The 19,596-nt window shown below is 65.9% G+C and carries 19 protein-coding genes and 1 pseudogene; 9 read left to right on the forward strand and 11 right to left on the reverse strand.

Translation table 11 applies throughout. The features are described from left to right. Window positions 1-84: 84 nt before the first annotated feature. Entirely contained in the window at window positions 85-678 is a 594-nt protein-coding gene (locus tag ACF07D_RS04285; RefSeq protein ID WP_391504015.1) for a TetR/AcrR family transcriptional regulator, read from the forward strand. Window positions 679-727: 49 nt separating this feature from the next. Here the strand turns inward: ACF07D_RS04285 and ACF07D_RS04290 are convergent, their stop codons facing one another. From ACF07D_RS04290 to ACF07D_RS04310, 5 genes are all read right to left on the reverse strand, one after another. Then, window positions 728-1,804, reverse strand: coding sequence for a phosphotransferase family protein (locus ACF07D_RS04290; protein WP_391504016.1), 1,077 nt, complete (start codon window positions 1,802-1,804; stop codon window positions 728-730). After that, complete coding sequence (locus ACF07D_RS04295; protein ID WP_391504017.1) at window positions 1,801-3,051, reverse strand: acyl-CoA dehydrogenase family protein; 1,251 nt, start codon at window positions 3,049-3,051, stop codon at window positions 1,801-1,803. Before ACF07D_RS04295 ends, ACF07D_RS04290 begins: the two co-directional genes overlap by 4 nt. Then, the gene (locus ACF07D_RS04300; RefSeq protein WP_119285080.1) at window positions 3,048-3,824 is read right to left on the reverse strand and encodes an SDR family oxidoreductase; all 777 of its coding nucleotides are present in this window, start codon (window positions 3,822-3,824) and stop codon (window positions 3,048-3,050) included. The genes ACF07D_RS04295 and ACF07D_RS04300 overlap by 4 nt, the downstream gene beginning before the upstream one ends. A 145-nt stretch (window positions 3,825-3,969) precedes the next feature. After that, the gene (locus ACF07D_RS04305) at window positions 3,970-4,644 is read right to left on the reverse strand and encodes a response regulator transcription factor (protein ID WP_119284960.1); all 675 of its coding nucleotides are present in this window, start codon (window positions 4,642-4,644) and stop codon (window positions 3,970-3,972) included. Next, window positions 4,641-6,113 (reverse strand): PspC domain-containing protein, encoded by a 1,473-nt coding sequence (locus tag ACF07D_RS04310; RefSeq protein ID WP_391504018.1) that lies wholly within the window; start codon window positions 6,111-6,113, stop codon window positions 4,641-4,643. Before ACF07D_RS04310 ends, ACF07D_RS04305 begins: the two co-directional genes overlap by 4 nt. Window positions 6,114-6,227: 114 nt before the next feature. Between ACF07D_RS04310 and ACF07D_RS04315 the strand changes: the two genes are divergently transcribed. Further along, complete coding sequence (locus ACF07D_RS04315; RefSeq protein WP_391504019.1) at window positions 6,228-7,952, forward strand: PspC domain-containing protein; 1,725 nt, start codon at window positions 6,228-6,230, stop codon at window positions 7,950-7,952. Further along, window positions 7,949-8,443: a hypothetical protein gene (locus tag ACF07D_RS04320; protein WP_391504020.1), complete on the forward strand. Its 495-nt coding sequence runs from the start codon at window positions 7,949-7,951 to the stop codon at window positions 8,441-8,443. The genes ACF07D_RS04315 and ACF07D_RS04320 overlap by 4 nt, the downstream gene beginning before the upstream one ends. 247 nt (window positions 8,444-8,690) lie before the next feature. Here the strand turns inward: ACF07D_RS04320 and ACF07D_RS04325 are convergent. Together ACF07D_RS04325 and ACF07D_RS04330 are read right to left on the reverse strand one after the other, a co-directional pair. Continuing rightward, a pseudogene (locus ACF07D_RS04325) lies at window positions 8,691-9,415 on the reverse strand (IS5 family transposase); the annotation flags it as partial. A 122-nt stretch (window positions 9,416-9,537) separates the two neighbouring features. After that, window positions 9,538-11,046: a sensor histidine kinase gene (locus tag ACF07D_RS04330; RefSeq protein WP_119284966.1), complete on the reverse strand. Its 1,509-nt coding sequence runs from the start codon at window positions 11,044-11,046 to the stop codon at window positions 9,538-9,540. A 206-nt stretch (window positions 11,047-11,252) separates the two neighbouring features. Here ACF07D_RS04330 and ACF07D_RS04335 point away from each other — a divergent pair, with 206 nt between their 5' ends. The 4 genes from ACF07D_RS04335 (at window position 11,253) to ACF07D_RS04350 (ending at window position 13,805) form a co-directional block, all read left to right on the forward strand. Further along, the gene (locus tag ACF07D_RS04335) at window positions 11,253-11,720 is read left to right on the forward strand and encodes an Rv3235 family protein (protein ID WP_391504021.1); all 468 of its coding nucleotides are present in this window, start codon (window positions 11,253-11,255) and stop codon (window positions 11,718-11,720) included. A gap of 163 nt (window positions 11,721-11,883) precedes the next feature. Then, window positions 11,884-12,615: a VIT1/CCC1 transporter family protein gene (locus ACF07D_RS04340; protein WP_391504022.1), complete on the forward strand. Its 732-nt coding sequence runs from the start codon at window positions 11,884-11,886 to the stop codon at window positions 12,613-12,615. Between the two features lie 36 nt (window positions 12,616-12,651). Then, complete coding sequence (locus ACF07D_RS04345) at window positions 12,652-12,990, forward strand: MGMT family protein (RefSeq protein ID WP_391504023.1); 339 nt, start codon at window positions 12,652-12,654, stop codon at window positions 12,988-12,990. Continuing rightward, the gene (locus tag ACF07D_RS04350) at window positions 12,987-13,805 is read left to right on the forward strand and encodes a LysR substrate-binding domain-containing protein (protein ID WP_391504024.1); all 819 of its coding nucleotides are present in this window, start codon (window positions 12,987-12,989) and stop codon (window positions 13,803-13,805) included. The genes ACF07D_RS04345 and ACF07D_RS04350 overlap by 4 nt, the downstream gene beginning before the upstream one ends. A 60-nt stretch (window positions 13,806-13,865) precedes the next feature. Here ACF07D_RS04350 and ACF07D_RS04355 read toward each other — a convergent pair whose 3' ends face one another. Further along, window positions 13,866-14,774 carry a DMT family transporter gene (locus ACF07D_RS04355; RefSeq protein WP_391504025.1) on the reverse strand — a complete coding sequence of 303 codons (909 nt, stop codon included), beginning with the start codon at window positions 14,772-14,774 and terminating at the stop codon, window positions 13,866-13,868. A 68-nt stretch (window positions 14,775-14,842) separates the two neighbouring features. Here ACF07D_RS04355 and ACF07D_RS04360 point away from each other — a divergent pair, with 68 nt between their 5' ends. Further along, a complete protein-coding gene (locus ACF07D_RS04360) occupies window positions 14,843-15,424 on the forward strand; it encodes a TetR/AcrR family transcriptional regulator (RefSeq protein ID WP_391504026.1) in 582 nt (193 codons plus the stop codon). A 27-nt stretch (window positions 15,425-15,451) separates the two neighbouring features. On the opposite strand, the gene ACF07D_RS04365 is transcribed toward ACF07D_RS04360, so the two are convergent. Both ACF07D_RS04365 and tdh read right to left on the reverse strand, forming a co-directional pair. Further along, the gene (locus tag ACF07D_RS04365) at window positions 15,452-16,639 is read right to left on the reverse strand and encodes a glycine C-acetyltransferase (RefSeq protein ID WP_391504027.1); all 1,188 of its coding nucleotides are present in this window, start codon (window positions 16,637-16,639) and stop codon (window positions 15,452-15,454) included. Further along, entirely contained in the window at window positions 16,639-17,682 is a 1,044-nt protein-coding gene (gene tdh, locus ACF07D_RS04370; RefSeq protein ID WP_391504028.1) for an L-threonine 3-dehydrogenase, read from the reverse strand. The genes ACF07D_RS04365 and tdh overlap by 1 nt, the downstream gene beginning before the upstream one ends. An 86-nt stretch (window positions 17,683-17,768) precedes the next feature. On the opposite strand from tdh, the gene ACF07D_RS04375 reads away from it, so the two are divergent. Beyond that, on the forward strand, window positions 17,769-18,692 hold the full coding sequence (locus ACF07D_RS04375) for a LysR family transcriptional regulator (RefSeq protein ID WP_119284974.1): 924 nt from the start codon (window positions 17,769-17,771) through the stop codon (window positions 18,690-18,692). Here ACF07D_RS04375 and ACF07D_RS04380 read toward each other — a convergent pair. Further along, window positions 18,689-19,579 carry a neutral zinc metallopeptidase gene (locus ACF07D_RS04380; RefSeq protein ID WP_255808377.1) on the reverse strand — a complete coding sequence of 297 codons (891 nt, stop codon included), beginning with the start codon at window positions 19,577-19,579 and terminating at the stop codon, window positions 18,689-18,691. The two genes, ACF07D_RS04375 and ACF07D_RS04380, sit on opposite strands and share 4 nt — an antisense overlap. Window positions 19,580-19,596: the final 17 nt, after the last annotated feature.

The following is a 19,596-nucleotide window of genomic DNA, read 5'->3' on the forward strand; positions in this document are numbered from 1 at the left end:
CTCATGCGCAAATTTGCACACTCGCGGTTGGCGCTACGCCCCAGCAGTTGCACCGGCGCCCCCAAGCGTGGAAGTCTGACACCCATGACCGAGTCCCACTTTCCGCAGGAAATCGTCTTTGACGCGTGCTGCGCTGCGGCGCTGTCGTGCTTCGAGCAGAACGGCTTCCATGGCACGTCGATTCGACAGATCGCAAGCGCTGCGGGACTCTCGGTGCCTGGCCTGTACCATCATTACCCATCGAAGGCCGCGCTCCTTGAGAAGCTCTGCGAGGTCTCGATGGGCGAGCTGCACACCGCGCTCGTACAGGCGCGCGACAGCGCCGAATCGACAATCGACCGCTTCAATCGTCTCGTTGCATGCCTGCTCGAGTTCCATGCCGAGTTCGGCGCGGTCGCGTTCGTGACCTACAGTGAGATCCGCGCGCTCGAGCCTGGTCCGCGAGCACAGCACATCGAGTCACGCCGCCGTGTTGAGCAATACATCACCGACGTCGTGACGGCTGGCGTCTCTGAGGGCATCTTCGAGACGTCCGAGCCCCGCCACGTTGCACGGGCGATCACTCATATCTGCCTCGGAGTGGCTCAGTGGTACAGGCCAGGCGGCCCGAGCTCAGTCGAAGAGATCATCGAGATCTACACGGGTATCTGCCAAGACGCTGCGCGCCACGTACGCTGAGTGCGTGCGTGGCGCGCCCCGGAACGCTCGCCCGGGACCCGACGCAAGCTCAGCGGGTCAGCTTCTGCGCCTGCTCCAAGACCTCTGGCACCGCGAGCTCAAGCGTGTGCGCGAAGGTGTCGCCTGGCCGTTCGCCCCTGCACCAGCGCGTGTAGATCGCTTCGAGAAAGACTGAAGCCTTCCAGAGCGCGAGCGCTTGGTACCAGCGCAGATCGCTGATGTCGAGGCCGGTACCCGACGCGTATCTCTCTGCAAGCTGATCGCGCGTCAGGTAGCCGGGTTCGCGCGTCGCGCTCGTGAGTTCCATCACCGTTCGCGGCGATGCGGGATCGCTGTATGTTGCGGTGAGGTAGCCGAGGTCGGCGAGCGGGTCGCCGAGCGTCGCCATCTCCCAGTCGAGCACGGCGAGCAGGCTCGGCGGGCCTTCGGGTCGAAACATCACGTTGCCGAACCTGTAGTCACCGTGCACGAGCGCCGTGCGTTGCGTGGCTGGCCTGTGCCGTTCAAGCCACGCGCCAATCTCGGCGACGAGCGGGAGCTCGCGCTGCGACACCTGGGTTGCGAGACCTGTAAAGGTCTTCACCTGCCGTTCGAGATACCCGTCCGGCCTGCCGAACCCTGAGAGCCCGGCACGTTCGAGATCGACAGTGTGTATCTCGACGAGCGTGTCGACAAGCGCCTCCGATGCACCACGCCTTCCTGCGGGCGAGTCGAACATTGCGGGCGTCTCGTCGAGCAGGATCGCGCCGTCGAGGTACTCCATCACGTAGAAGGGCACTCCGAGCACGTCTGGGTCGGTGCAGACCGCGAGGATGTTGGGAACTGGCGTACCTACGCGCCCCAGCCCCTGTTGCACGGTCGCCTCGCGGATCATGTCGTGCGTCGACTTGGGTAGCGGTGGCCGCGGGCCGCGGCGCAGCACGACTCGCGTGTCTCCCCTGTCGATGAGGTATGTGATGTTTGATTGACCGTCGCCGATGCGCCGCCAGGCGATTTCACCCTCACCGATGCCGTGCTCGTCGAGGAACGCCGCAACGCGGTCAAGGACGAGAAGGGGCGGCATGGTGAAGCCTGCGGCGTCGGCGAGCGTCGCGACGACCTCGGAGTCCATCTCAGCGCGAGTCACAGCACACCCCAGGTGTCGGCGCCATGCTCGTCGACGCCGTCGAGGCGCGGCGCGCCCGCCTCAACCTCACGGCGCCTGCGCGATGATGCGCGCTTCGCGATCGCCCACTTATGGGTTTCGTTCGAGCCGTCGTAGATACGGAACGGGCGGACCTCGTTCGCGTACGAGGCGAGCGGCAGCGCGTCTGTCACCCCGTCGCCACCGCAGATCTGGATCGCGCGGTCGATGATCCTGCCGATCGCGTCTGAGCAGTGCACCTTCGCGACGCCCGAGAGCGCCGCACCTGTCTCGGGGTCTCGTTCAAGCAGGGCGGCAGTGCGATCGATAATCGCCTCCGAGGTTGCGATGTCGATCTCCGACTGCGCAAGCATGTCTTGTGCGACACCGAGGCTTCGCAGCGGCGACCCAAACAGCTCTCGACTTGCCGCCCGGTCAAGGGCGATGTCCTGTGCTCGCTTGGCAAGGCCGAGCCACCGCATGCAGTGTGTGAGCCGCGCTGGGCCCAGCCTGACCTGCGCGTAGCTGAACCCCTCTCCAGGGGCCCCGAGAACGGCGTCGTCGGCGACAACGCAGTCCTCGAAATAGACGTGCGGGTGCCCGCCAGCGATCGCGGTATCGATCGCTTTAATCGGGTTCCCCACGCGCACGCTTGGGTGATCCATGTCAACGAGAAACATCGTGGCTCCCTCGGGGAACCCCTCCTCTGGAACTGCTGGGGTGCGCACCATGAGAATGCAGTATGCAGCCCCCTCGGCGCCGCTGATGAAGCGTTTGTGGGCGTTGAGCCGCCAGCCGCCCGCGACGCGTTCGGCAGTAGATCGGAGCGCGCGCGGATCCGACCCGGCGCCCGGGTGCGGTTCTGTCATTCCAAAACACGACCGCACCGTCCCCTCCCCGAGTGGGCGCAGGTAGCGCTCTTTCTGCGCGTCGGTGGCGATGAGCTCGAGCATGTGCATGTTGCCCTCATCGGGTGCCATGCAGTTCAGCACAGCTGGCCCGATCGGCGAGTAGCCCGCCTCCGTGAAGATCGCGGGCCAGTGTTCGAGGGGCACGCCCTGCCCGCCGTACTCTGTCGCGAGGTGGGGCGCGAACACTCCAGCCTCACGTGCCTGCCGCATGAGCGACAGCCTCGTCTCGTCAGGCAACGTCGTTCCGGGCTTGGGCTCGGCTGGGACAACGACAGTGCGGATGAACTCCCGTGTGCGCAGCCGAATCGCCTCGTAGGGCTCGGGGAGCGACACTGTCACGCTGCACCCCCGACCGAGAGCAGCCCGCCGTCAAGCACGAGCGTCTGCCCCGAAACCCAGGCAGCGTCGGGCGATACGAGGTACGCGACGGCCCCGGCGATGTCTTCAGGGGTGCCGAGGCGTTTCAGCGGGTAGGCGGCCGCGACGTCGTCCTCGCGACCTTCATAGAGCGCCTTGGCGAAGTCGGTCTTCACGACTGCCGGGGCGACCGCGTTCACGCGAACCTTTGGGCCAAGCTCTGCTGCGAGCGTTGTCGTCAGATGGCAGACCGCGGCCTTGGTGACCCCGTACATACCGATTCCGGGCGACGGGATGTAGCCCGTCACCGACGACAGGTTCACGATCGACCCGCCGTGCTGCGCAAAACCGAGGCCCTCGTGTCTGTAAGCGGCCTGCGACCAGGCGAGGGTCGAGACGATGTTCACCTCAATGATCTTGCGCGCGGCTGCGAGGTCAACCTCGATGAGCTTGCCGTAGATGGGGTTGATGCCAGCGTTGTTGACGAGAATGTCGAGGCGACCCCAGGCCGCGGCGACGCGGTCCATAACTTCCGCACGATGCTCCGGGTCATCTGCTTTGCCCGCGACTGCCATTACTTGCCCCTCTGGGAGCGTTGCTGCGGCAGCAAGCAACGCATCCTCGGTCCGCGCGGTGATACACACATTTGCGCCGTCGGCAGCGAGCCTGGCGGCGATGGCGAGGCCGATCCCCCGGCTCGCGCCTGTCACGATTGCGGTCTTCCCCGCGAGCGGGAGGGTCTTCGTTTCCGTCATGTCAAACTCCATCGTTCAGTGAGAGCGCAGGGACGAACACCTCGTGCCGACCGATCAATCGCTCGGTACCGACTGTAGCCTGAGTGTGATTTCCCCCACAACTCCCCATCGCCTGCCGCTCGAAAGCGCAGCATCGACTGCCGGGCTAGAGGAGGCGTTTGGACAGCGCCCACGCGGTGAGCTCGTGCCGGTTCGAGAGCTGCAGCTTGCGCAGCACGCTCGACACGTGCGTCTCGACAGTCTTCACCGACAAAAAGAGCTCGGCTGCAACCTCTTTGTAGGCGTATCCGCGCGCGATCATGCGCATGACCTCCTGCTCGCGGGCGGTGAGCCTATCGAGCTCGTCATCGGCGGCAGCAGTCTCACCGAGGCCCGTGCCGAACGCGTCAAGCACGAAACCCGCCAGGCGAGGTGAGAACACGGCGTCGCCGCCCCGAACGCGGAGCGCGGCGGCAGTCACCTCGGACCCCGAGGCCGTCTTCGTGAGGTATCCCCGAGCGCCGGCTCTGATGACACTGACGACATCGTCCGCAGCGTCCGAGACACTCAACGCGAGAAACCGGGTATTCGCGCTCACGCCAGCCAGGCGCTGCAACACTTCCGCGCCGCCGCCGCCAGCGCCGCCAGGCAAATGTACGTCGAGCAACACGACGTCGGGCGCGAGCCCGGGAATGAGCGCGACGGCCTCGTCGACAGTCGCGGCCTCCCCAACAACCTCGATCTCAGGGCCGAGCTCGGCCCTGAGCCCGGTGCGAAAGATCTGGTGGTCATCAACGATCACGACCGTGATCGCGGTCACGTCGTTCGTGGTCTCACTCACGAAGCAACTCCTGTCCCTGCGTCGCCCGCAGCGTCCGTTTTCTGTTCCCGTGGCATCTCAAGGCGCACCGATGTGCCGCTGCCGCCGGGCCCTGGAACAATCTTCGCAGTCCCACCCGCACGCGCCATCCGGCCAACGATGGAATCGCGCACACCCATGCGCCCCTCGGGGAGGCGATCAGGATCGAGTCCCGGCCCTCTGTCAGTGACATCGATCGAGACGCGCGCGGGGCTGACCTCCGCATACACCGTCACGTCCCCGCCCGCGTGCTGCGCGGCGTTCAGCATCGCCTCTCGCGCCGCAGCGACGATCGGCTCCGGCACGACAACCTCTGCTCCAACGCCGACGATCTCAAACCGCACCGGGTGCGCGTCCTCGAGCGCGGCCGAGTGCGCCCGCAGCTCCTCGAGGGCCGTCTCCTTCGGTGCGGTTACCCCACCGTCGGCGGCGCGGAACAGCCACTCACGCAGCTCCCGCTCCTGGCCGCGCGCGATTCGCGCGACCTCGCTCCCTGGGGCCGACCGCTGCTGAATCAGCGCAAGGGTCTGGAGGACCGAGTCGTGCAGGTGCGCAGCGATCTCAGACCGCTCAGCCTCACGTTCGCGGCCTGCCCGCTCCGCGATGAGCTCTCGGTTCAAGCGCAACAGCCACGGGGCGATTGCGAGCGCGACGCCCGCTAGCGCAGCAAGGGCAGCGGCGATCACTGTCCACACGCTCGGGCTCTCGGCTGTCACGAAGAACATGAGCACCCCAACCGCAACGAGGGAAAGTGCACCGAGCACGCGGGGAACGGGGTTCGACTCCGGCCGGTTTCGATCGGCGATCTGCCACCAGGTCAGGCCCACACCGACAAGCACGGCGAGTCCAGGGAGAATGATCGACAGGCGCAGCTCGATCCCGAATCGTTGGACGACGAGCAGCACCCCAACGACGAGCAGACAGGTGCCGAAGAGAAGCTCAGCAACCGGCCACCGCGTGCGTTGGCGTGTTGGGTCGGCGGGCCTGGCCGGTGCCCCAGCGACCTGGGGATGCATCTCTGCGTGCTGCGCACGAGGCGACACGTGCTCCGTAGCAGCGCTCATCACCGCTCGTGACGCAGCCTCAGGGTCCACCTGCGGCGTCGACGCAGGCCAGTCCTGTTTCTCGTGCGCAGACGGAGCTTGTCGCTTCGGAGGGTGTGGCGCGGAGGGTAGCTGGACCCCTGCCGCGCCCGGCCACAACGTTCCGCGCGTGAGCGCGCTCCGCATGGGCGCGACCCGCGTGTCCTGCTCGGCGAGCGGAACAGTTGCCCACAACCAGAGGTACAAGATGCCGCCCGCGCCGCCGGCAAGCAACGCCAGCAGCATGCCGATCCGCACGGCAAGCACCGGAACCCTCAGGTGCTCAGCAAGCCCACCGCACACCCCGGCGAGCAGCCGCTCGGACGGCGAGCGCGTGAGGAGTCGCGGGGTCGGGTTCGAACTTGCCATGCACCTATCAAAGCACTGAGTACCCCCGGACGGGGGCCTCAGGGCTACAAACCAGGGTGGGCTCAGGGTGAACCCTCATAGCCCCGAGGCGCCTGCCCGGGGCACACTCGAAGTATGAACCAGACACCCCCTCCTCACGGCAGCGCCCCGGGCGGCGCACCCCAGAACGCGCCGTTCGGCGCCGGCTTCTTCGCTTGGATCCGTGGCCTCGGCATCGGCCGGGGAGGCGACCGCTGGTTTGCCGGCGTCGCGGGCGGCATTGCGATGCGCGCCGGAATCGATCCGATCATCGTGCGCGGCATCTTCGTCGTACTCGCTGTGCTCGGCGGCCCAGGTATCGTGCTCTACCTCGCGGGCTGGCTATTGCTTCCAGATCAGGGCGGCAAGATCCACCTCGAGGAGGTATTCCGGGGGCGAGCAGGGACCGCGGCGGTCGTAGCAACTGTCGCGGTCGGCGTCTTCGTCGTCCTTCCGGTCTTCTTCAGGATCCTCGGCTTCACAACGATCGGCGGCTGGAACCTGTGGAACGCCTTCGGTCTGCCACACTGGCTTGTCACGACAATCTCGGTCCTCGTGTGGATCGGTGTCATCGCAGTCGCAGGGTTCTTGATCAGCAGGCTCTTCCTGGAACGCGGCCGCCGGGTGCGCGACGAATCACAGGCTCAATCGCCGAACGGGCAGCAGTCATTTGGTGAGGGAGCCTCGTGGTCGGCCGCCCCGGGTCAGTCCTGGGCCACCCCGCCAACGACAGGGGGCGCGGCCGACGCGCAGGCTACCCACGCGTTCGCATCTCCTCCCAGTGCGGCATCAACTGACGCGCCGTTTGCGGGAGCGGCACCGCAGCAGGATCAGCCCCCGACGACGCAGCTCCCCCAGCCTGCACCAGATTGGACGCAGCGCATCGCGGACAGCGCCGAGCGCGCAAGCGAGAAGGCAACGAAGTGGAGCGAGGACGTCGGCCGTCAGGCGGATGAGTGGAGTGCACGCTACGCAGCACAGCACGATCTCATGAAACTTGGCGCCGCACACGTCGTCATCACTCTCGCCATCGCGTTGCTTGCAGCGGGCGGCGCGGCATACATCGCGTTCGACATGCAGTTGAACCAGAATCTGGTACTCACCGCAGCTCTGCTCGGGGCCACCGGAGTCCTCGCGGTCTCGCTCATCGTCGCTGGTATTCGGGGCCGCCACACCGGCTGGGTGGGCTTCCTCGCGGCCTGCGGCGTGATCGCGCTCCTGTTCACGTCAATCATTCCCGACGGCTCACGCTTCCAGCCGTTTGGCACTGCGCTCGTGACGGCAGACGATCCAGGATCCGTGCTCATCGCTGGCACAACCGATGTCGACCTCACGACGCTCGACGACGTGAACGGTGCGAGCGACATGGAAGTGTGGCAGCTCGCTGGCCGCTCGGTAATCACGCTCCCCGAGGACGAGCCTGTACTCCTCACCATCCGACTGCTCGCGGGCTCGCTCGACGCGTCCGAGCTCAGCACAGGATCCTCATCGGCAGCCGGACCGTTCCTCTCTCGCACGATTGACACCCGTGTCGATCGCGATGACGACGCCGCACGGGTGACTGTCTACCTTCTCGCCGGTAGCGTGCGAGTGGAAGAAGCGCCAGCTTCAAACGAGAGCTTGAAACGCGCGGCCGACAGCGCGACGGCGAACCGCGCGGATCTGCGCGAGGAGCTGACCGACCTTCGCGAGGAAGAGAGCACTTTGCGCTCTGAACTTGATGAGCCGGGCCTCAGCGAGGTGCGCCAGGAGCGGCTCGAAAATACGCTTGACTTCACCCGCGACGAGATCGCAAAGCTAGAGAAGGAGCTCGCACGATGAGCACCGAGACGACCCCAGTACCCGAGCCGGCGCCGGGCGACGCAGAACAGACAGGTACCCCGGGTCTCGCGGCTGAGCAGCCTGGCGGCACGGCTCCGGCCGCGCAACTCGCGGACGACTCAGCGCCAGCCACTGAGCTCCCACCGATTCCTCCGGTGCCGCCAGTCCCGCCCCTATCGACGACAGGTCAGTTCACGCCTGGCGCCGGGTACGCCCACACGTATCCTTCGGGCCAGCCCACACCGCCTCAGGTCCACCCGGCAGCGGCCCCAGCCCCCGTCCAGACGGCCGCGCGCAAGCCGAGACCGCGAACAAGCCCGATCGTCTGGGGCGCACTCATCCTTGTGTTCTGCGCCTACGTCGCGGTGCGCGCGGCTGGAGGGTCGATCGACGTGACCACGTGGCTCATCACCACGATTCTTGGGCTCGGGACACTGCTCCTCGTCGTCGGCGTAGCCGTGCTCGTGCGCACGTCGCGCGACAAGAACTAGGGCATGTCTCGTAAACGAGGTCTGCCCCAAGCGGCCCGAACTGCCGCGCACCGTGAGGCGGAGGTGGGCGCTCATAGTGGTGCTATGTGCGCACGCCGACAACGATGCGGGGCGCGGCAGAGCGGGGCGCGACGGCAAGCTCAATTGCGAGACATGCCCTAGGCGCCGGCTGGCGACCTTGCGTGTCGTGGTTTGGGCCCCCTTAGGCCCGGCGAGGGCACCGCACCAGGCTCGAGACCGCCTACGACCACCGAGACCGCTCACCCTGCCACGACAGGGGATGCGGTCTCGGAGGCGAGATGCGGCCTCGGCCGGCGCCGGCGCCAACTCACTGGCCGGAGCCGGCGCAAAAGGCTAGGGCGCGTCTGTTCCCGCGGTTCAGGGATCACAGCCTCGATGCCACGCTTACGCAGGTGTGAACGATTCACTTGCGACGAGTACGCCTTATCGCCAAGCACCGCGTCGGGACGGCACCGGCGCCCGACCCGCAAATGCTCCAGCAACGGAATGAGTATCGGTGAATCGCCATCCTGCCCCGCCGAGCAGATCGTCACACGCGGCAGACCTCTCCCAACAACCAGCTGATGCGTCTTCGTCGACAAGCCACCCCGGGAGCGGCCGATCGCGTGATCAGCTGGCTCGGTCAGAAGATTCTTGTAATTCGACGAAGCCCCTGTTGAGGCGCGTAATATTCGTCGCGTGTTGGTGCGCCCCGGCGATCGTGGAGTCCACGGAGATATCCCAGTCGATCAAACCGGCCCGGTCAGCATGCTCGAGCAGGCGGGCCTGTACTCGATCCCAGACGCCGTCATCGGCCATGCGCTTGTGCCACTGCCACACCGTCTGGTGCGGCCCGAACACTTCGGGGAGGTCACGCCACGCGATCCCGCACCGATACCGGTAGATGATTGCCTCGATCATCGTGCGGGCATCAGCGAACGGGCGCCCTTTCTTCCCGGTCAGGCCGGGCATCAGGTCTGCAATCAATGCCCATTGATCGTCTGAGACGAGCTGGAAACGTGACCCGGTTCCAGGTTCCCAGCTCTACCCAGAAACACTAGACCGACACACCCTAGCCCCGTCGTGTTAGCTCGCTAGCGCTCGACCTTCGCAATCGGCCGGGTCTGCGCGGCGAGCCAGTGCAGCGGAATATCAATCGCCACGCGGGTTCCGCCAGCAACGTCTGCGCCCCACTGGATCGTCCCGCCGAGCTCACCCTCGATGAGGGTACGCACGATCTGCGTGCCGAGCCCGTCGCCCACGGTGCCGCCTGGTAGCCCCGTTCCTGTGTCAATGACCTCAACGGCCAGCCGCTCCGGAGTACGGTCGGCCCGAATGAACACTTCGCCCTCGCGCCCGGCGAGCCCGTGCTCGACAGCGTTCGTGACGATCTCGGTGAGCGCGAGCGCGAGCGGTGTTGCGTACTCCGACGGCAGCTCGCCGAACTCGCCTTCCTTCCGCGGATGAACCGTGGTCCCGTGCAGGCTTGCAACCTCGGCTGCGAGCCCGAGCACTCGCTCAAACACGACGTCGAAGTCGACGATCTGCGCGAGCCCCGTCGACAGGGTGTCGTGCACCACTGCGATCGCGGCGACGCGGCGCATCGCCTGGCCGAGTACCTGCTTTGCTTCTTCACTCCGGGCCCTCCGGGCCTGCACACGGAGTAGTGAAGCGACAGTCTGGAGGTTGTTCTTCACCCGGTGGTGGATCTCGCGAATTGTCGCATCCTTGGTGATGAGCTCCTGGGCTTGCTGCCTGAGCTCGCTCACGTCGCGGGTGAGCACGACCCCACCGATCCGCTCGCCATCGCGGAACACGGGAATTGATCGCATCGCAACCGACAGCCCTCGGGCGAAGATCTCCGTTCGCTTGGCGACCTTGCCCTGGCTGATGAGCGGTAGCGACTCGTTCGTATCGAACTGCCCCTTCAGCACCTCAGAGAGCACCTCTGAGAAGTTCTGATCTTCGATCTCATCGCGGTAGCCAAGCATCGTGAAGGTTGTCTGCGTATTCGGGCTCACAAACGTCGCAATGCCCTCAAGGTTCACCCGAACGAGCCCATCAGTTGCACGCGGAGCGCCCTGCTGTCCGCCGACTCCACCGGGGTTGGGAAACGCGCCGGTCTGGATCATTCCGAGGAGGTCGTTCGCAACCTCCCTAAAGGCGGCCGCGATACGTGACGCATGCTGCGTGTCGTGGGCGCTCGTGTGCACCGTCGCGACGGCGAACGGGCCGAAGACCTTGCCCTGGCTGTCGCGGCGGCTGATCGAGTACGCCGTCAGCTTCATCGGGTTCTCTTCGTACCACGCGGGAGAAGTCGAAGCAGCCGGCTTGCCGGTCTCGAGCGCCTGCTCGACGACCTCACGCCACTCGGGCCGAAGGAAATCACCGATCACGTCGCGGTAGAACAGCGTGATGTACCCGGCAGGTCGGCTGTGCGCGACGGCCAAGTAGTCGCCGTTCTCAGACGGGACCCACAGCACAATATCGCTGAGCGCGACGTCGGCGAGCAGTGGAAGGTCGAGCGCGAGCAGCTCAAGCCACTCGAGTTCCTCTTCCGTGAGATCCGAGTACTTTGTTGCAAGGTTTCGAAGGGTCGCCACGGTCTAAGCCTAGGGCACGCGACACCGTTTTCCCCGCTGCTCGCAACTCGCTTTCGCAGTCACCCGGCACGCAACTGCCAGGAAGCAAAGCACCACGTCGAAGCACGCACTTGACCCGTTCGTACGCGCCGCCCGTACCGTAAGGTTCACAGTTCAGCCGCCGAGGGGACAGCGGGTCATTTCGCCCGAGCCAGGGAGTCCCTTTCATGAGCATGCCGCTTTCCAGCGAACCACTCGAACACGGCGATGGAGAAGCGCCCCCGCGACCGCTCCGTGCACTCGATGTCGACCCACCAGGATCGGCCGCATTGCCTGATCTGCCGCAGATCGGCGTGCTTGCCCAACTTGAGGCACGAGTGATCGGCGCGATCGCAGTCTTCGCGTTCGAGGCAGTCGAGGGAACACGCCAGGTCGCCCAGCTCGGCAAGTGGGTCACGACACGGGTCGCCGATGAACTGGATGAGGTGCGGCGCCTCAACGTTGAACGCAGGTCGCTCTATCACGACACCCGTCGCATCGTGCCAGTCGTCGGGCGCGTCCGCGCCACGAGCCCGACGGCCTGGGTGACGGAGGCGGCAGTGGTCCTCCTCACCCCCAGCAGATCCCGAGCCGTCGCCATCCGCTTCGAGGCGATTCGAGGGCGGTGGCAAGCGACCTCGATAACGGTGCTCTAAGAAAGCGTCGCACCGCGAGCGAAAGTTCGTTCAGCCGAACTCAAAATCACAGGTTTACCGAGGTCACAAACGGGCTATTCCCTCAGGCAAAATCCCTGTTAACGTTGCACTTTGCGCCGCAGGCCAGCGCTACGCGGCAGTCGTTTTACTTAGAGAGCTCATTGTGAACCTACCCACCGAATCGGATGACATTTCCCGCCCACACGATTACGACCATCGCCATGCCGATGTCTCATCGGGCTGGCTCCGCGCGACGGTGTTCGGCGCCATGGACGGCCTCGTCTCGAACATTGGTCTCATCGCCGGCATCGCCGCGGCTGGCGCGTCAAACACGATCGTCGCAATTACAGGAATCTCGGGCCTCATCGCTGGTGCGATCTCCATGGCTCTCGGCGAGTACACCTCCGTTCGCACTGCCAACGAGCAACTCGACGCCGAGGTCGTCACCGAACGCGAGGCGCACACCCGCAACCCGATCGGCGAGCAGGCTGAGCTCACGGTGCTGTTCTCGAATCTCGGGATGGAGCGGGAGACGGCAGAGATCGCGGCGTCGCAGGTGCACGCGAACAGCGAGAGCGCTGTGCGCGTGCACCTGGCCCACGAGCTCGGCCTCAGCCTCGATGACCGCCCATCCCCGTGGGTCGCGGCGTTCTCATCGCTCCTCTCGTTCGGCATCGGCGCATTCATTCCGATCATCCCGTTTGTCTTCGGATTTGGAAACCTGTGGCTCGGTCTCGCCTTCGGTGGCGCCGGCCTTCTGCTCGCTGGTGGCCTCGCCGCAACGACAACGAAGCGCAACTGGCTTGCCGGCGCCGGCCGCCAGCTCCTCTTCGGAGGCATCGCTGTTGCGGCGACCTACACGATCGGAAAGCTGCTGGGAGTCTCGGGTATCTAACCGCCAGCGGGGCCTTGCGGGCGTAGGCTAGACCTCGTGCCCGATCCTGATTTCGCCGAAGCGGTGCTTGCGATTGTCGAGCGGATCCCCGCTGGCAGAGTGATGACGTACGGTGATGTAGGGATCGCGGTTGGTTCTGAGGCCCCGCGCGCCGTAGGCCGCGTGATGGCCCTGTACGGCCACTCGGTGAGCTGGTGGCGAGTCGTTCCCGCGAGCGGCATGCCGCCCCAAGGGCATGAACGGCTCGCACTTCCGCACTATCGCGAGGAGGGCACGCCACTCAGGCGGGTCGAGTCACCCGACGAGTACCGCATCGCGCTCTCGGCAGCGCGGCTGCCCTATTCCCATGAAATCTATGCAGAGGTAGTGCTGTGACCGATACTCCCGAACCCACCGCCGCAGCCGAGATCCAACTTGGCTTCACGCGCGGGGTCGCCCCCAGCAAGTGGGTCAGGCGCTGGAACGCGATCTCGCCGGAGCAGCCGCTCAGCATTGTGCCGTTTCCGAAGCCATACGGCAGGCCCGAACATGCCGCCGACTTCGACATGATCCTCGAACGAACTGCTCCGGGCGGGACTCCGGTGGGGGCCGACGACGGCGCAGCACGCACCCACCATGCGCTCCGGCTGTACGACGAAGCCGTCGCGCTCGTGCTCCCAAAGGGACACGATTTCACGGGCAGGGAGTCAGTATCGATCGCTGATCTTGCCGAGGTGAGACTCCTCGACCACCCCGACCACGCGCCCGACTGGCCCGCCGCCGAGGCGTGGGAGGACCCAGCATGGATGCCTGCCGACGTGCACGCCGCGCTCGACATCGTCGCGACTGGGCTCGGTGGCATCCTCATGCCTGCGCCGCTCGCCAGGCACATCGTCGATAAGCACGCCCACCTGACCGTCAGGCTTGAGGAGCCGATCGTCGGTGGTTCGATCTGGGCGAGCTGGCCTGTCGAGCGAGACGCCCCCGACATGCAGCACCTCGCCGGGGTCATGCGCGGCCGCACTGCGCGGTCCTCGCGCGGCGTGCAGGCCGACGCGCAGACGGCTCCGAAGGAGCCAAAGCGCAGGCAACAGCCGAAAGCGAAGGCGAAGCCCAAGCTCAAACCGAACTCTCGTGGCGCTCAACTGCAGGCGGCCGCCGAGAAGCGTGAGCGTGAGAAGGCCGAGCGCCGGCGGGCGAAGCGCAAGTAGCGACGCCAGAAGCGGTGAGCTCCGCCGCACGATCGAACCCCCGTGAGAACGCTGCTGCGTTCAGCTGAGGTGCCTGCGCGCGGGCAGAGCGAACAGCACCAGGCTCGCACCGATGAGCACGACGCCCGCAATACCTCCTGCGGCGAGACGCTCACCGACGATCACCGCGGCGAACCCTGCCGCAATCACAGGCTCCGACAGGGTCAGCACTGTCGCCGAGGTCGCATCGATGTGTCTGAGCGCGAGCCCGAACAGCACATAGCCGAGAAACATCGGCACGAGCGCCATGTACGTGCCGACCCCAAACGCTTGCCACGAGCTCACAAGTGGGCCTCCCGTTGCGAAGAGCACAGGCATGAGCAGCAACCCGCCGAACCCGAACACCGCACCCATCGCGACGCGGGAGTCGACGCCGGGCCCGATCAGCCTATGAGCAGCCCATGCGTACCCGGCGTAGCTCACGCCAGCGACTAGGCCGAGTCCGACGCCGAGACCTACCTGACCCGTGCCACCCGAATTCCCGTGACCGCCAAACACGCTGAGAACGGCCATACCCGCAAGGCCGAGCACTGCGGCCACGAGCCAGCGGCGCGATGGCCGCTTCCGATCGGTCGCCCAGTCGAGCAGCGCAGCAAACACTGGCGCGGAGCCAAGCGAGACGACAGTGCCAATCGTCACCCCGGCGGTGTGCATGCTGCTGTAGAACGCGAGTGGGTACGCGAAAACACCAAGCCCGCCAAAGAGTACGAGCGCCCATCGCGCTCGCAACTGTGGGAGCGCACGCACAAGGCCGCGCCCGGCGACCACCGCCTGCAGCAACCCGCCGACGCCGAGCGCAACGGCGCCGATCGCCAGCGGACCAACCTCGGGCGCGAACGTCGCCGCCGTGCCCGTTGTTCCCCAGAGAACCGACGCCGCGAGGACAAGCACGACCCCGAGCCCGGGGCGGGTGTGAGTGGAATTGCGCATTCGTCAAGCATAGTAGACAGATCGGTCTACCTTGGTACACTTGTCGCGACACCGATCTTGGAGAGAACGTGAACGGCAGAAGCACAGCCCGCACGAAACGCGAACCGGCGCGCGACAAACTACTTCGTGCCGCAGCCGAGGAGTTCTACTCCAAGGGAGTGACTGGAACCGGCATCGATACGATCATCGCGACCGCCGGCGTCGCGAAGAAGAGTCTCTACAACAACTTCGAGTCAAAAGAGACACTGATCGCCGCCTATCTCGAGGAGCGACACCGGGAGTGGCTCGCCTTGTTCTCCACGCGTCTCGCGCACGCCGACACCCCCGCAGACAGGGTACTCGCGGTGTTCGACGCGTACGCAGACCACGCGAACGCTGGGTACCGCGATGGCTGGCGGGGCTGTGGTCTACTCAACGCAGCGGCCGAGCTCCCCGTCGGTCACCCCGGGCGGGCCGCCGTGCGCGCCCACAAAGACGAGGTCGAGCAGATCCTGCGGCTGCACCTCGCCGAGATTTCTGACGCACCCGACGAGCTTGCCGCACACCTGGCGCTCCTCCTCGAAGGCTCAATGGCGAAGTCCGGCCTCGAAGGCACTGACGCCTGGGTACTCACAGCACGCGGGCTCGCGGAGCGGCTGCTGCGCCCCTGAAAGCGCAGCAGCCGCCTCCTGGCCAGATCACTCGCCCGGTTGCACCGCGCGTGCCGCATCGATGAACGCGGTCACGCAGGCCTTGATCTGCGACTCGGTGTGGGCCGCAGAGAGTTGCACGCGGATCCGTGCCTCGCCCCTGGGGACCACGGGGAAGCTGAAGGCAGTCACAAACACCCCTCGACGCTGCAGCTCAGCCGCGATCTGGGCGGTCACCGCAGCATCCCCGAACATGACAGGCACGATCGGATGGTTGCCGGGGAGCAGCTCAAAGCCCGCTTCCGTCATCAGCGCCCGGAAGAGCTCAGCGTTGTGCTGGAGCCGCACCCGCGCGTCACCGGCCCCCTCGACGAGATCGAGCGCGGCGAGCGATCCAGCGACAATCGCTGGAGCGAGGGTGTTCGAGAAGAGGTACGGCCTCGCGCGCTGGCGCAGCAGCTGGACGATCTCGCTGTGCCCCGACACGTAGCCGCCAGAGGCCCCGCCGAGGGCCTTGCCGAGCGTGCCGGTGACGATGTCGACGCGGTCGGCAACTCCACAGAGCTCGGGGGTGCCTGCGCCAGTCTCCCCCATAAAGCCGACGGCGTGGGAGTCGTCTACGAGCACGAGCGCGTCATACTTGTCGGCGAGGTCGCAGATCGCCTCGAGCGGCGCGACAAAACCGTCCATCGAGAACACGCCGTCAGTCACGATCACTCGGAACCGGGCATCCGCAGCCTCTTGCAGGCGCGCCTCAAGCTCTGCCATGTCGCAGTTCGCGTACCGGTAGCGGCGGGCCTTGGATAGCCTGATGCCATCAATCAGCGACGCGTGGTTGAGCGCATCCGAGATGATCGCGTCCTCCGCACCAAACAGGGTCTCGAACACGCCGCCGTTCGCGTCGAAGCACGATGCGAAGAGGATCGTCTCTTGGGTCCCGAGAAACGTCGAGAGCCGCGTCTCAAGCTCAAGGTGCTGATCCTGCGTCCCACAGATGAACCGCACGCTCGCCAGGCCGTATCCCCACTCGTCAAGCGCGGTGTGCGCCGCGGCGACGATGCTCGGATGGTCGGCAAGACCGAGGTAGTTGTTCGCACAGAAGTTCAGCACCTGGGTGTCGCCGACGGTGATCTCGGGACCCTGGGGCCCCGCTATCCCGCGCTCGCGCTTGAACAGGCCTGCGTCCTCGATCTCGGTGAGCTCTGTCGCGAGGTGTGCTTTGAATGCTCCGTACATTACAGTTCCGTCCAGTCGAGGATGATTTTTCCGGTTGTCGCCGAGCCTGCGGCCGCAAAGCCACGCTCCCAATCGCGCGCGGGGATCGTGTCGGCAATCACCGACGTGATGCGCGCCCGCAGCTGCTCGCTCGTCTCAAGCATCGCGGCCATTGCGTTCCACGTCTCAAACATCTCGCGCCCGTAGATGCCCTTCAGCGTGATCATGTGGGTCACCACCTTGGCCCAGTCGATGGCGAACTCGGCAGTTGGCAGCCCCAGCATCGCGATCCTGCCGCCGTGGTTCATGTTCTCGAGCATGCCTGGAAGCGCCGGGCTCGCGCCACTCATCTCGAACCCGATGTCGAAGCCCTCACGCATGCCAAGCTGCGTCTGCGCGTCACGAATCGACTCGGTCGCGACGTTGACTGTCGCGTGGGCGCCAAGGCCACGCGCGAGCTCGAGGCGGGCGTCGCTGATGTCGGTCGCGACGACGTAGCGCGCGCCAACGTGCCTTGCGACGGCGACCGACATGAGCCCGATCGGGCCGCAGCCGCTCACAAGCACGTCCTCGCCAACGAGCGGGAACGCGAGCGCCGTGTGCACCGCGTTTCCGAGCGGGTCAAAGATCGCGCCGAGCTCAGGCGAGATTGTGTCCGAGTGCACCCAGACGTTGCTTGCTGGCAACGACAGGTACTCGGCGAACGCACCGTCGCGGTGCAGGCCGAGCCCCTTCGTTCGGATGCACATCTGGCGGCGGCCAGCCCGACAGTTGCGGCACGTGCCGCAGACGATGTGCCCCTCGCCTGACACACGGTCACCGACGCGCACGTCGCACACTCCCGCACCGATCTCGACGACCTCGCCATAGAACTCGTGGCCTGGGATGAGCGGGGCTGCGATGTTGTTCGCCGCCCACGCGTCCCATTCAAGGATGTGCAAATCGGTACCGCAGATGCCGGTTCGCAAGACGCGGATGACGACATCGTCAGGGCCACACACAGGATCAGGGACCTCGCTCAGAACGAGGCCTGGCCCCGCCTCCGGTTTCATGAGTGCTCGCATACAGCTATTTCGCCATGGAACACAGTTCAGAACAAGATTGTCTTTCTTCAGATTTGATTAAGCTAGAGCTAAATCAAGGAGGCGCTGTGGAGATCTACCAACTCGAGATTCTGCGCGAACTCGGCACCCTCGGCAGCGTCACTGCGGTCGCCGACAGCCTGCGTGTGACCCCCTCCGCGGTCTCGCAACAGCTCAGCGCACTCCAGCGCGGCTTCAGGGCCCCACTCACCCGCCGGGACGGACGCACCCTCGTGCTCACCGAGGCCGGCTACGCGCTCGCCCGAGCCGGCACCGGCGTCATCGAGGCGATGGCAGCCGCGGCGGGCGCAGTCGAGGCCTTTGAACAAGAGCCCTCGGGAGTCGTCACAGTCAGTGGCTTCCACAGCGCGTCGCAGGCAATCTTCGGCGGACTGCTGAGCGAGCTGCGGGACATCGCCGCCGCCCCCGATCTCAGGCTGTCTGACGAGGATGTGGCGCAGGAGGAGTTTCCGCTGCTTACCGCAAGCTACGATCTGGTGATCGCGCACCGCCTTGAGCACAGCCCGCCGTGGCCCGAAACCGGGCTCAAGGTCATCCGGCTCGCGCAGGAGCCCCTCGACATTGCGCTCCCAGAGGGGCACCCACTCGCCGACCGTGAGCAGCTCACTCCAGCCGACGTCGCTGGCGAGGCCTGGGTCACAAGCCGCGCGGGCTACTCCCCTGACGACCTGCTCGGAGCCATCGCTGCCGTCGCAGACCAATCAGTCAAGGTCGTGCACCGTATCAACGACTACGGCTCAGTCGCCGCAATTGTCGCCACGGGCGATGCTATCGGCATGGTGCCGCGCTACACCGTCGGCTCAGCCCTTGCAGGGCTGGTGCTCCGACCGCTCGCCGGCGTCAACGCGACCCGCGCAATCGACATGCTGACACGCCCGGAGACACTGCACCGCCGCTCAGTGCAAGTTACAGTGACGGCACTGCGCACCGCGATGAACAGACTCGTACAGGCGGGCGAAGCGAGGCGCTAGAGCTGGCTCGCTGGCACGTCGAACGTGCCACACGATGTCGGCCCCTGCTCGTAGCCGGTCATAAACCAACGCTGACGCTGCTCGGAGGTGCCGTGCGTGAACCGCTCGGGATCAACGCGCATACCCGAGGACTGCATGATGTGGTCGTCGCCAACCGCGGCAGCAGCGCTCAGGGCATCGTTGATTTCAGACTGGGTGACGGGCTTCAAAAACGGAACGCCACTGTCGTCGGTGACGGTCTGAGCCGCCCCGACCCACGCACCCGCGAAGCAGTCGGCCTGCAGCTCAAGCCGCACCGAGCCCGACGTCGCACCGGATTCGCGGCCCGCCTGGTTGAGCGAACCGGTGATGTTCGAGATGTGGTGGCCCCATTCGTGCGCGAGCACATACATCTCGGCAAGCGGCCCGCTCGAGGCGCCGTAGTCCGCGCGCAGGGTGTCAAAGAAGGCGGTGTCGACGTAGATTCGCTCCTCGGGCGGGCAGTAGAACGGACCAGTCGCGGCAGACGCGGTGCCACACTGCGACTGGGTCTGGCCGCTGAAGAGCGCGACGGGCTGCGGACTGCGATAGTTGCCGACCTGAGTGTTCCAGTAGCGGTTGAGAGAATCGCTCGTCGCGGTCATGCGGCACTCAACGTTTGCGTTCGCGTCGGCACCCGTGTTGCAGTTCTCGACCGCAACGATCTCTTCGCTCGACGAGCTGCCACCGCCCGAGCTCAGCGCCGGCGCGAAGCCTGTGAGATCAATTCCGAGCAGCTGTGACCCGAGAAACAGCACGAGCATGAGCCCAATGCCGCCACCGCCGACAGCCAGGCCGGTTCGGCGTCCGCTGCCGCTGCGCTTCTGCACCTGACTCGTGTCGATGCGAACGTTCTCGTTGAATGTCATGCTCGAATATTATCCCG

The organism is Leucobacter sp. NPDC015123 (genome assembly GCF_043080205.1).
Taxonomy (GTDB): domain Bacteria; phylum Actinomycetota; class Actinomycetes; order Actinomycetales; family Microbacteriaceae; genus Leucobacter; species Leucobacter aridicollis_A.